The following is a 12,632-nucleotide window of genomic DNA, read 5'->3' on the forward strand; positions in this document are numbered from 1 at the left end:
CAACGAGACGAAAGGCAGGTTCCAAAATGACCAACAAGCTTCTTACTTCCGTTGCCGCTGGTGCAGTTTTCCTGGGCGCGGCTCTTGCTCCGGCAGCGTATGCGCAGGACACCACCCAGCCGGCCGCCGGTGAAACCCAGACCATGGAAAAGCCGGCCGTAATGCCGGGCGATGACGCGACGGGCACGACGCCTGGCGACACCGCCGCCAACCCGACGACGACCCCGACCGACGACACGGCCCAGACGCCGGCCACCGGCACGGCAACCCAGGATACGGCTGAAACGCCGGCAACCGCCACGGAAGACACCGCCCAGGCTCCGGCCGCCGGTGGCGACTACCTGACGGCCCAGTCGCCGGAACAGATCAGCGCCAACACCTATATCGGCCAGGCTGTCTATAACAGCGCGGACGAAAGCATCGGCAAGATTTCCGACCTGATCATGGAGAAGGATGGCGGTATTTCCGCAGCCATCGTCGGTGTCGGCGGCTTCCTGGGCATCGGTGAAAAGTGGGTTGCGGTTCCGTTCGAGAAGATCTCGATCGCGCAGGTTCCGGACACGGATGATGTCAAGCTGACGACGACCGAAACCGCCGAAAGCCTGCAGGCCGCGCCGGAATTCAAGACCACGGCGCAGCAGGTAGCCGAACGCCAGGCCACGACCCCGGTCGACACCTCGACGACCTCGTCGACGACCGATACGGGCACGGCCCCGGCCACCACCCAGCCGGTTGAATAACCGCCTAGCCGGTTGAATAATCCGGCAGGTATTTTCTGACCTCTCCAGCCCGGTGGCGTCCCCTGCGCCACCGGGTTTTTTTGTGTGCAGACTAGAACAGCACCCCGTATCGCAAGGCATCGTAGATGCCGGCGTGGATGTTGCGGCTGTGGACTGCATCCCCGATGCGGATGAGGTCGAAGGCGCCGTCCGGGTTGCGGGTCTGGATGGGGTTTTCCTGGCGGATCAGCGCCTTGTAGTCGACGGCACCGAGATTGCGCGACAGGGGCTTCAGCTCGAAATAGAGGTCGGCAATCGGCATGGTGCCGTGTTCGACCACGACCTGCGCGACGCGGCGTTCGGCCGAGGCGGTCGGTGAGAAGTCGGAACAGAGCGTCGCCACCAGCGCATTGCCGTCGCGGCGCACGGATTTCAGCCGTGTGTTGATGGTGACGCGGACGTTCTTCTCCGCGAAGGTTTTTGCGTAGGGAACGTGGTTCATGCCGCCGATTTCCGGGGCGAAGAACCGCTCGGGCGAAACCACTTCGAGCTCGGCACCGGATTTGGCGATCAGTTCCGCCGCCGTCATGCCGCTATGCGCGCCGTTATCGTCATAAAGCAGCACCGGACCTTCCGGCCGAACGGCACCGGCGATGATGTCCCAGTTCGACACGACGAGATCGTCGCCCGCTTCCAGCTCCGGGTTTTGCGCGATGCCGCCGGTGGCGATGACGACGAGATCGGGGTTGAGGGCGAGCACATCGTCGCCGCCGGCAAAGACGTTGTAGTGAACGGGCACGCCAAGGCGCTCCAGTTCGGCAAGCCGCCAGTCGACGATGCCGACCAGTTCCTTGCGGCGCGGGTTGCGGGCGGCGAGCAGGATCTGGCCGCCGGCCTCGCCGGTCGCCTCCAGCACCTCGACGGCATGGCCGCGCTCGGCAAGCACGCGGGCGGCTTCCAGCCCCGCCGGGCCGGCACCGACCACGACGGCCTTGCGGACCGGGCCGGTCGTCTTCGAAATGACGTGCGGAATGGTCGCCTCGCGGCCGGTCGCCGCATTGTGGATACAGAGCGCGCCACCGCCCTCGTAGATGCGGTCGAGACAGTAGGTGGCGCCGACGCAGGGGCGGATCTGCGCCTCCCTGCCCTCCTCGATCTTCCTGACGATATGCGGATCGGCGATGTGGGCGCGCGTCATGCCGACCATGTCGAGCTTGCCCTCGGCGATCGCGTGCCGGGCCGTCGCGACATCGGCGATGCGGGCGGCGTGGAAGACCGGGAATTTCGTCGCCGCGCGCACCTCGCCCGCGAAATCGAGATGCGGCGAGGCGGCCATGCCCTGGATGGGGATCACGTTGGTCAGGTGCGCATCGTGGTCGATATGGCCCTTGATGATGTTGAGGAAATCGACCTTGCCGGAGCCGGCAAGCCGGCGGGCGATCTCGATGCCCTCCTCTCTCGAAAGGCCGATATCCCAGTCCTCATCCGCCACCATGCGGATGCCGACGATGAAATCCGGGCCGACGGCCTTGCGCACCGCCTCCAGCACCATGTCGGAAAAGCGCAGGCGATTGTCGAGCGAACCGCCGTACTCGTCCTCGCGCCGGTTGGTCGCTGGCGACCAGAAGCCGTCCATCAGGTGGCCATAGGCTTCGAACTCGATACCGTCGAGGCCGGCGGCCTGCATGCGTTGCGCGGCGGCGGCATAGTCGCCGACGATGCGCTCGATGTCCCAGTCCTCGATCTCCTTTGGGAAGGCGCGGTGGGCGGGTTCGCGCACGGACGAGGCTGACAGCACCGGCAGCCAGTCGCCCTTGTTCCAGCCGGTGCGGCGGCCGAGATGGGTGAGCTGGATCATCACGGCGCAGTCATGCTCATGACAGTCGTCGGCGATCTTCTTCAGCCACGGCACGATCTCGTCCGAATAGGCGTAGAGATTGCCGAAGGCGGGCGGCGAATCCTCCGAGACGATGGCGGAGCCCGCCGTCATGGTCAGCGCCATGCCGCCCCTGGCCTTTTCGACGTGGTAGAGCCGGTAGCGGTCCTTCGGCATGCCGTCTTCGGAATAGGCCGGCTCATGCGAGGTCGACATGATCCGGTTCTTCAGCGTCAGGTGCTTCAGCCGGTAGGGCTGGAGCAGCGGGTCTTTCGATGGCGTCATTTCAAGTCTCAATACCACGCATCTGCCATGGCGGCCTTCTTGCGGTCCATATAGTCGCAGAGCGCCGCGTCGATGGCGATATCCAGCGGCGGCGCTTCATATTCGGCGAGCGTCTTTTTCCACTGCCGATTGGCGCGCGTCGCCATGTCCGTCGAGCCGCCCTCCTCGCTCCATTTTTCGAAGGGCTCGTTGTCGGACAGCGTCGAATCCCAGAAGGCCGTCTGGTAGTTGCGCATCGTGTGGTCGCAGCCGAGGAAATGGCTGCCGGGGCCGACCTGCAGGAAGGCATCCATGGCGAGCGTGTTGTCGTCGACGACGACGCCCGCGAGATAGGAATGCAGCGCGCCGCAGAGATCCGCATCCATCACGAATTTTTCGTAGGACATGGCCAGCAGGCCATCCAGGAAGCCGGCGGAATGCAGGATGAAGTTTGCGCCGCAATGCACGGCCGACAGCATGGACATCAGCCCTTCCTGCATGGCCTGCCCGTCCGGCAGCTTGGAGTTGGAAAAATTGCCGGCGCAGCGCAGCGGCAGTTTCAGGCGGCGCGCAAGCTGGCCGACGACCATGGAGCCGATCGCCGGTTCCGGCGTGCCGAAGGTGGGCGAGCCGGAGCGTAGCGACATCGACGACAGGAAATTGCCGAAGATGACCGGGGCGCCCTTGCGTTCCAGCTGGGTCAGGGCGCAGCCGGCGAGGGTTTCGGCGAAGGATTGCGCGATGGCGCCGGCATTCGTCACCGGGCCCATGGCGCCGCCGAGGATGAAGGGCACGATGACGGCCGCCTGGTTGGCACGGGCATAGGCGCGCAGCGACTTCGTCATGGTGCCGTCCCAGACGAGCGGCGAGTTGACGTTGACATTGCCGAGGATGACGCAGTTTTTATCGACGAAATCGGCGCCGAACAGGATACGCGCCATGTCGATGGAATCCTCCGCGCGCTCCTCCGCGGTGATCGAGCCCATGAAGGGCCGGTCGGAATATTTCATATGGCTGTAGACCATGTCGAGATGGCGCTTGTTCACTGGGATATCGACCGGCTCGCAGATCGTGCCGCCGGAATGGTGCAGCCAGGGGCTCGACTGGGCGAGCTTGATGAAGTTGCGGAAATCTTCCAGCGTCCCGTAGCGCCGGCCCTTGTCGAGATCCATCACGAAGGGCGAGCCATAGGCGGGCGAGAAGACCACCTTGTTGCCGCCGATCTGCACGTTGTTGGCGGGATTGCGGGCATGCTGGGTGAATTCGGCGGGTGCGGAGGAGACGATCTCGCGCAGCATGCCGGGCTCGAAACGCACGAGCAGGCCTTCGACCTTCGCGCCCGCGCGTTTCCAGTGCTCGATCGTCGCGGGATCATCGCGAAATTCGATGCCGACCTCGGCGAGGATGCGGTCCGCGGCACCCTCGATCTTCAGGAGGTTTTCCTCCGACAGCACGTCGTAGGTCGGGATGCCGCGCACGATGTAGGGCACGCCGAGCGGCTTTGCGCTGTTGTCGCGGCGCGTTCCCCTCGTCCGCCGTGCCGGTGCTTCGATCGTCGCTGCCTCGCTCATGCTCGCCTCCATAATTTGAACCGAGGCTAGGCGCGAAAAATCCCGCTGTAACGCTGGAAAAAACTTACCGAGACTATAAGCTAAATTTATGGAAACCCTGCGCCGCCTGCTCCCCTCCGCCTCCAGCCTCATCATCTTCGAGGCCGCCGGGCGGCACCAGAATTTCACCCGCGCCGCAAGCGAGCTCGGCATGACGCAGGCCGCCGTCTCCTATGCGGTGCGCAATCTGGAGGAACAGCTCGGCGTCGCGCTCTTCCACCGCGTCCACCGCGCCGTCGAGCTGACGGACGCCGGCGAGCGTTTCCATGCCGACGTGACGCTCGGCCTGTCGCGCATCCAGAAATCGGCGGAGGATATCCGCGCCAAGGGGCGGGAGGCGAATGTGACGCTCGCCGCCTCCACCGCCTTCACCTCGATGTGGATGCTGCCGCGGCTCGGCAAGCTGCGCGCCGACCTGCCGGACGTCGATCTCAGAATCCAGACCAGCGTGCGCGATCTCGACCTCGACGAGGAGCCGATCCCGCTCGGCATTCGCGGCGGCGATCCGGCAAAATGGCCGCGCTACCACGCCGCGCTGCTGGCGCCGGAGGTGATCACTGCCGTGGCAAGCCCCGCCTTCATCGAAAGCCGGGGGCATCCGAAGACGCCGGAGGAACTGCTGAAACTGCCGCTCATCCATCTGGAGGAGCCGGTCCGGGCCGCCTGCGACTGGCCGGAATGGTTCGCCAGCGCCGGCGTGCGCTATCCGTCACAGGCCCGGCGGCTGTCGATCAACGATTATGTGCTGGTGATCCAGGCGGTGCTGGCGGGGGAAGGTGTGGCGCTCGGCTGGCAGCACCTCATCGAGGGGCAGGTGCGCTCGGGCGCACTCGTCACCGTCGGCGGCCATGTGCTGCGGATGGAGGAAGCGTTCTATGTGGTGTGGCCACGTTCGCGGGAATTGAACGGCCCGGCCCGGCGGGTGCGCGACTGGCTGGTGGAAGAAGGTCGGCAAAGCCGGGCCGGCGAGGCCTAGCGGCGCAGGACCGGGCGCACTTCCTCGTGGAAGAAGCGGAAATAGGAGGTGATCTGCGCCAGCGCATTGGTCGACAGCTTGTACTGGATGCCGAGACGGCCGTTGCGGAACCAGCGGATCGTGCCGCTGAGCCTGCCGAGTTCCTCGCTTTCGATCGTCACGAGCTGGCCCGGTATCGCCTGCACCGGCTTTTCCAGGTCGAGCGCCATGCCGTTTTCCGACAGGTCGACCACACGACCGCGCGTCGACTGGTGCATGACGTTGACCGTCGCAAAAATCCGGACATTGGAACGGTCGGCCGCCCTGACGGGCATGTCCTTGATGGTCGTCATCCGTGGCTCCCTCACGTATTCGTTCTATTGAACCACCATAGCGCGAAGTGTTTGCTATCCCGCTAATCGGAAACGGAGAAGTTTAGCGAATTGGCCTATTTGGGGACGGATCTCAGGCGGTGGCCGCGCGGCCTTCGATGCTGACATAGCGGTCGGAAAGGTAGCGCATGGTGGCGACCGCATCGGCCGGCTTGCCGTAGAAATAGCCCTGCCCCATGCCGCAGCCAAGCGCCTTCAGCTTCAGCGCCTCGGAGAAATCCTCGATGCCCTCGGCGACCACGGCGAGGTCCAGGCCTTCGCACATGGCGACGATGGCCTTGATGATGTGCTCGGAGGCCTTGTCGTTGGAGATGCGCGAGACGAAGGCGCGGTCGATCTTCACCTTGTCGAAGGTGAAATCGCGAAGCCGCCCGAGGCTCGACTGGCCTGTGCCGAAATCGTCGAGCGAAATGCGAACACCGGCAGCACGCAGCTCGCCGACGATCTTCTGGGCCGTGTCGGCGTCGGTCATGACGGCCGTCTCGGTGATTTCCAGCTCCAGCCGGCGCGGGTCGAGCCCGACGCGGTTGAGGATCGCCAGCGTGTTGAAGGCCGTCTTCGGGTCCATCAGCTGGGCGGAGGAGAGGTTGAACGACAGGAACAGTTCGCGCGGCCAGGAAAGCGCCGCTTCCGCTGCCTTGCGCAAGAGCGTGTCCGACAAGGCATCGATGAAGCCACGCTCTTCGGCGAGCGGCACGAAAACGGCGGGCGAAACGTAGCCAAGATCGGCATCGCACCAGCGCGCCAGCGCCTCGAAACCGACCACCGTATCGTCGCGCAGGCTGACGATCGGCTGGAAATGCACGTCCACCTCGTTGGCGATGATGGCATTGCGCAGCGCCTGTTCGAGCTGCGTCGCGCGCTTCATCTCCTGGGCGATTTCCTGCGAATAGACGGTGATCTGGCCGCGCCCGCGGCGCTTCGAACGATAGAGCGCGGTGTCGGCGCTTTTCAAAAGCTCGGTGAAATCCTCGCCGGCGAAGGGATAGATGGAAAAGCCGAAGGAGGCGGAGAGGCGCACGTTGCGGTCGCCGAGATCGAAGGGAGCCGACAGCACCTCGCGCAGCATCTGGCCGATCTTCTCCGCGCCCTTGCGCTCGAAGACCAGCGGCAGCACGAAGGCGAATTCATCACCGCCGTGGCGGGTGACGGTGGCGCCATCCGGAATGCAGGCCTTCAGGCGATGGGCGACCTGGCAGAGGATCTCGTCGCCGGCACGCGGGCCGAACAGGTCGTTGATAGGTTTGAAGCCGTCGAGATTGGCGATGCCGACGGCGAAGGGTGCGGGATCTTCCTCGCGCTCCTTGGCGATCTGGCGGACCTTGTCGCGCAAGCGATAAAGATTGCCGAGCCCGGTCAGCGGGTCGGTATAGGCCATGGCATGGAGGTCAGTCTGGGAAACATCCAGCGCCGCATGATTAGCAGACTTCATCAATGATTTCCCGTACTTGCCTCGACCTCCGACGACCGCTTCACGATGAGGCATGATCGTTAACAAAAGCATATCAAACGATCGTCACTCCTGTCCTCACGCCTCCCCAAATCTGGGGAGTTGACCGGTCCTTTTCAACTTATGCGACAGATTTCTCCAGTTGCGGGATGGCATAGCGCCGATAGATCGCCTCGATCATGTCGGGGCTGACGGGCTTGGTGATATAGTCGTCCATGCCGGCGTCCATGCAGTTCTGCATGTCGACATTAAGCGCCTGGGCGGTGACGGCGACGATCGGGGTGTGGGTGCCGGTCAGCTTCTCGGCGGCGCGGATTTCCATCGCCGCGTCGATGCCGTTCATCACCGGCATGGAGATGTCCATCAGCACGAGGCGCGGCTGGTGCTTGCGCCACAGCATGACCGCCTCCTCGCCGTTTTCGGCGATTCGGTGCGAGATGCCCATGCCTTCGAGGATCTGCGAGAAGACGAACTGGTTGATCTGGTTGTCTTCCGCGACCAGCACCTCGATATCGCCGACGGCGCCGGGCAGCATGGTGGAAATGTCGGTGGCGATGTACCAGTCGTCGGTGAGCGAGACCGGCGTGACGATGTCGCCGAGCGGCGACTGGTTTTCCGAGAGCAGCTCGTGCTGTTCGACAAGCCCGCGCATGAAATCTGGGCCTATGCCATCCGGCGCGATCACCCGCGTGGCGATGCCGCGGCCATTGTCGATGATGGCTTCGTGGTCCGGCATGTTGGCGTCGATCACCACCGCGTCGAGGGTAAAACCCTGGCGGGCGGCAAGGGCGAGGAAGGCATCGTGTTCGCCGACGCTGCGCACCGCACAACAATCGGCACCGCGCGCCTTGAACTCGCCGACGAGGATTTCCTCGATGCGCGGATTGGGGGTCGCGATCAGCACGCGCTTGCCAGAGAGAGCGCGCAGTTCGTCCGGGTTCATCTGGTCGAGCAGCAGGCGGCGTTCGGCGTCGTGCACGGGGTCGAAGCAGTTCTGCGCCTCGACGAAACCGCCGGGCACGCGCAGGAACGCGTCCTCGTCGTCCGAGACGGCCTTGTCGCCGGCAACGAGCGCGCTCACGTCTTCCATGACCGTCACCAGCGCGTGGTGGCCAGGGGCGCCGATGCGGTATTTGCGGGTAAGGACGTAGAGGTCGGAGCCGTCGGCGCGGATGACGTGTTCCGGCACGCTGAAGGGTTCGCCGGTCTCCAGCACGGCGCGGTCGCTGCGCTCGATGCGCTCGGCATTTTCCGCATCGGCGAGATCCCAGACCGTGCGGCCGAGGACGCCGTCGGCATTGACGTCGTAGATGGCGCAGAAGGCCCGGTTTGCCGCGATATAGGCGAGGCTGCGGTCCTTGATGATCACCGGCGACGGCAGGGTCTCGAGGATCTCCTCGGTCAGCGCGATGCGCTCGAGGTCCGAGCGCCACTGCTCTTCCTGCTTCTTCTGTTCGGAAACGTCGACCAGCGTCGTGACATTGTAGCCGTTCGGCAGGCGGCGCTTGCGGAAATGGATCCACCGGTCGCGGCCGAGCCGCTCGACGGCATCGTACTGCTCGCGCCAATGGGCGGAAATGCGGTTGGAAATCCATTCCTCGCGGTTGACCGCCTTGTGGCGCTGTTCTGGCGGAATGCCGTAGCGCACCCCGCTGTCGAAGATCGCGCCGAGCACGTCACGCAGGCGCGTTCCGGCCTTCAGCGTATCGGCGGGGATCGGGAAATAACGGAGAACCTGGCGGCTGGCGAAGACGAGGCAATCGTTCTTGTCGTAGACGATCACGGCGGCGGCGAGGATATCGCACGCGGCTTCAAACATTCCCAGCCGGATGTTCGCGTCTGACGACGCTACATCATTCATAGTGGCAGACCTCGCCTGTCTGGCATTCCCGGTATCATGCTGATCGGTGCGGTTTGCACCTTCGGACGTGCGGGAATGACAGCGGCCAGCGACGCTGAAATTGTCCACCGGAGGACCCGGCCGGCTTGTGTTCATACAAGCGTCTGGGCACGTTCGCAGCATTTTATTAAAGCCTGATTAAACGATTTCAGAAGGCCCTTCGACGCAAGCCGGGATAAGGCAAGTTGGCCCTTCCAAGGCCGCGCCGAATCCGCGAAAATGGCGGCATGACCATCAGGCAGCTTTCCGAAACCCTCATCAACCAGATTGCCGCCGGCGAAGTGATCGAACGGCCGGCAAGCGCTGCCAAGGAATTGATCGAGAACGCGCTGGATGCCGGTGCGACGCGCATCGAGATCGCCACGGCCGGCGGCGGCAAGACGCTGCTGCGCGTCACCGACAATGGCAGCGGCATGGCGCCTGCCGAGCTGGAACTGGCGATCCGCCGGCACTGCACCTCCAAGCTCGAAACGGATCTCCTGGACATCCGCACGCTCGGCTTCCGCGGCGAGGCGTTACCCTCGATCGGCTCCGTCGCGAAACTCTCGCTGCTCAGCCGCACGGCAGAGGCCGGCGAAGGGGCGGAAATCAGCGTGACCGGCGGCAAGGTGCAGCCGGTGCGGCCGGCGGCGGCCAATCGCGGCACCGTGGTCGAGGTGCGCGACCTGTTCTTCGCGACACCCGCGCGCCTCAAGTTCCTGAAGAGCGAGAAAGCCGAGGCGTCGGCGATTTCCGACGTGGTGCGGCGCATGGCGATCGCCTTCCCGCAGGTGCGCTTCGTGCTGTCGGGCTCCGATCGCACGACGCTGGAATTTCCCGCGACCGGCACGGACCGGCTCGCCCGCATCGCCCAGGTGCTCGGCCGCGATTTCCGCGACAATGCCATCGAGATCGATGCGGCGCGCGAGGATGTGCGGCTGACCGGCTTTGCCGGCGTGCCGACCTTCAACCGCGGCAACAGCCTCAACCAGTTCGCCTTCGTCAACGGCCGGCCGGTGCAGGACAAGCTGATCTGGTCGGCGCTGCGCGCAGCCTATGCCGAGACGATCCCGCACGGGCGCTATCCGGTCGCCGTGCTGGCGATCGACATCGATCCCGCGCTTGTCGACGTCAATGTGCATCCGGCAAAATCCGACGTGCGCTTCCGCGATCCCGGCCTGGTGCGCGGCCTGATCATCGGCGCCATCCGCGAGGCGCTTGCCCGCGAGGGCGACCGCGCCGCGACGACGGGCGCCGCCGGCCTGATGCGCGCCTTCCGGCCGGAGGCCGCCCGCCCCGCCGCACCCTGGACGCCGTCCGCCTCGCCTTACCGCCCTTTCGAGACGGCGGGCGCCGCGTCGAACCATTTCCGCGAGCAACAGGCGGGTTTTGCCGATTTCGCCGCGCCCTCGGCGCGCAGCGAGCCGGTCTTCCCCTCGCCGGCAGCGCGGGAGGAGGAGCCGCCGCAGCGCCACCCGCTGGGTGCTGCCCGCGCGCAGCTTCACGCCAACTACATCGTCGCGCAGACCGAGGACGGGCTCGTCATCGTCGACCAGCATGCGGCGCATGAGCGTCTGGTCTTCGAGGAAATGCGCAATGCGCTGCATTCGCGCGCCGTGCCGGCGCAGGCGCTGCTCATTCCCGAGATCGTCGATCTCTCCGAGGACGATTGCGACCGGCTGGTCGCGCATGCCGACGAATTCGCCAAACTCGGCCTCGGCATCGAGCGCTTCGGCCCGGGTGCCGTTGCGGTGCGCGAGACGCCGGCCATGCTCGGCGAGATGGACGCGGCCGGCCTCATCCGCCAGCTTGCCGACGAACTGGCGGAATGGGACACGGCGAGCGGGCTGAAGAACAAGCTGGAATATCTCGCGGCGACCATGGCCTGCCACGGCTCGGTGCGCTCCGGCAGGCGCATGCGGCCGGAGGAGATGAACGCGCTGCTGCGCCAGATGGAGGCGACGCCCGGCTCCGGCCAGTGCAACCACGGACGGCCGACCTATATCGAGCTGAAGCTGTCGGATATCGAGCGGTTGTTCGGGCGAAGCTGAGAGGGAAACCTCTGGAAATTTAGCCTATGCCGAGATATGGCATAGGCGTCACATGAGATGGATATTGAAATCGATGATGAACCGTTTTGAAGGCCGCGGCAGCCGCGAAGCGAAGATCCGCTATCTCGATGGCGATTTCCAGATCCTGATGCCGGGTTCGCACGTCACCTGCGCGATGACCGGCGAGACGATCCCGGTCGATGAACTGCGCTACTGGAGCGTGCTGCGCCAGGAGCCCTACATCAGCTGCGAGGCTTCTCTGGAGGCCGAAAAGCGCGCCGGCGCGCTACCGACGCAGAAGCGCTGAACCTTATTTCTCCGCCAGCCGGTGCAGCTTGCGCCGCCGTGCGCTGGCAATCGCCGCGTCGATGATCGCATCCGGCCCCTTCGGGTCGTCGAAGCGGATTTCCACCTCGATCACCCGGCTTTTCGCCTTCAATTCCTCCGAGCGGCCATGCCCGCCGGCAAGGCGCACGCTGTCCTTCGCCGTCGTGACGAGCTGGTAGCCTAGCCCTTCGGCGTGATCGAGAATATCCGCGGCCTCGTCGTCGCTGAGATAATGATGATCGGGAAAACCGCGCGTGACGTAGAGATGCGCGCCGGTCTCGGTGACGGTGCGGAAGAACTTTTCGTTGTCGGCAATGCCCGACCAAGCCATGACGACCTGGTCGCGTAGGTCGTCCGCGCCGACGGTGGCGAGTGTTGCGGAATGGATCGCCTTGCCGGCGCGGGCCGCCTGGCGGATCAGCCGATCGGCCGCATTGCCGTCGCCGATCGCCAGCAGCGCGTTGGCCTGCCGCATCTGTTCGGCGAGCGGTGCGCGCACCGGGCCGCTCGGCACGAGATAGCCGTTGCCGATGCCGCGGCGGGTGTCGATGACCAAAAGCGCATAATCGAAGGTCAACTGCGCGCTCTGGAAGCCGTCGTCCATGATGATGAGGTCGGCGCCCTCCTCCACCAGTTTCCTCGCCCCTTTGGCGCGGCGGCGCGCGATCACCGTCAATGCCTCGCGGGCGAGCAGCAGCGGCTCGTCGCCGACGGCGCGGGCGCGGTGATGGTGCGGATCGACAATGGTGGTGACATCCAGCGAGCCGCCATAGCCGCGCGACAGGAAACCGGGTTTCAAGCCACGAGCCTTGGCGGCACGGGCAAGCGCGATCGCCGTCGGCGTCTTGCCGGCGCCGCCGACGGTGAAATTCCCGACGCAGATGACGGGCACCGAAATCTCGGCGCGGCGGCCCTTGCGCATGCGCCGGCCGGCGATGAGCCCATAGAGGCGCGAGACGGGCCAGAGCGCATAGGCGCGCCAGTCAGCCTTCGTCCACCAGAAAGGCGGCGCTTCACTTACCATTCAGTCCCCCGCGGGCGTCCCGACCCGGTCGCGTCCAAGAAACGCGAGATGCTGCGGAAAATCAACCGGGGGAATTGCGGGCGTG

General features: G+C 65.1%; 10 protein-coding genes. 4 read left to right on the forward strand and 6 right to left on the reverse strand.

What is annotated here, in order from left to right:
* Nucleotides 1–26: 26 nt before the first annotated feature.
* Nucleotides 27–740, forward strand: coding sequence for a PRC-barrel domain-containing protein (locus AC1Q6Z_RS21835; protein ID WP_256118517.1), 714 nt, complete (start codon nt 27–29; stop codon nt 738–740).
* Nucleotides 741–831: 91 nt separating this feature from the next.
* Here the strand turns inward: AC1Q6Z_RS21835 and AC1Q6Z_RS21840 are convergent, their stop codons facing one another.
* Both AC1Q6Z_RS21840 and AC1Q6Z_RS21845 read right to left on the reverse strand, forming a co-directional pair.
* On the reverse strand, nt 832–2,880 hold the full coding sequence (locus AC1Q6Z_RS21840; RefSeq protein WP_492649254.1) for an oxidoreductase: 2,049 nt from the start codon (nt 2,878–2,880) through the stop codon (nt 832–834).
* Nucleotides 2,881–2,888: 8 nt separating this feature from the next.
* Entirely contained in the window at nt 2,889–4,430 is a 1,542-nt protein-coding gene (locus AC1Q6Z_RS21845; protein WP_492649255.1) for a trimethylamine methyltransferase family protein, read from the reverse strand.
* 88 nt (nt 4,431–4,518) lie between these two features.
* Between AC1Q6Z_RS21845 and AC1Q6Z_RS21850 the strand changes: the two genes are divergently transcribed.
* Complete coding sequence (locus AC1Q6Z_RS21850) at nt 4,519–5,445, forward strand: LysR substrate-binding domain-containing protein (RefSeq protein ID WP_256118514.1); 927 nt, start codon at nt 4,519–4,521, stop codon at nt 5,443–5,445.
* Here AC1Q6Z_RS21850 and AC1Q6Z_RS21855 read toward each other — a convergent pair.
* The 3 genes from AC1Q6Z_RS21855 to AC1Q6Z_RS21865 all read right to left on the reverse strand — a co-directional run bounded on the left by AC1Q6Z_RS21855 (nt 5,442) and on the right by AC1Q6Z_RS21865 (nt 9,085).
* Nucleotides 5,442–5,777, reverse strand: a complete 336-nt coding sequence (locus AC1Q6Z_RS21855; RefSeq protein WP_435267478.1) for a PilZ domain-containing protein — start codon at nt 5,775–5,777, stop codon at nt 5,442–5,444. The two genes, AC1Q6Z_RS21850 and AC1Q6Z_RS21855, sit on opposite strands and share 4 nt — an antisense overlap.
* Before the next feature lie 112 nt (nt 5,778–5,889).
* Entirely contained in the window at nt 5,890–7,248 is a 1,359-nt protein-coding gene (locus AC1Q6Z_RS21860; RefSeq protein ID WP_492649256.1) for a putative bifunctional diguanylate cyclase/phosphodiesterase, read from the reverse strand.
* Between the two features lie 139 nt (nt 7,249–7,387).
* Nucleotides 7,388–9,085, reverse strand: a complete 1,698-nt coding sequence (locus AC1Q6Z_RS21865; protein ID WP_492649257.1) for a response regulator — start codon at nt 9,083–9,085, stop codon at nt 7,388–7,390.
* Nucleotides 9,086–9,393: 308 nt separating this feature from the next.
* Here AC1Q6Z_RS21865 and mutL point away from each other — a divergent pair, with 308 nt between their 5' ends.
* A complete protein-coding gene (gene mutL, locus AC1Q6Z_RS21870; RefSeq protein ID WP_492649258.1) occupies nt 9,394–11,196 on the forward strand; it encodes a DNA mismatch repair endonuclease MutL in 1,803 nt (600 codons plus the stop codon).
* Between the two features lie 76 nt (nt 11,197–11,272).
* On the forward strand, nt 11,273–11,503 hold the full coding sequence (locus AC1Q6Z_RS21875) for a DUF2093 domain-containing protein (protein ID WP_256118739.1): 231 nt from the start codon (nt 11,273–11,275) through the stop codon (nt 11,501–11,503).
* 3 nt (nt 11,504–11,506) lie between these two features.
* On the opposite strand, the gene lpxK is transcribed toward AC1Q6Z_RS21875, so the two are convergent.
* Nucleotides 11,507–12,547: a tetraacyldisaccharide 4'-kinase gene (gene lpxK / locus AC1Q6Z_RS21880; protein WP_492649259.1), complete on the reverse strand. Its 1,041-nt coding sequence runs from the start codon at nt 12,545–12,547 to the stop codon at nt 11,507–11,509.
* Nucleotides 12,548–12,632 lie beyond the last annotated feature (85 nt).

The organism is Shinella sp. GW835-FHT14H05, from assembly GCF_058793575.1.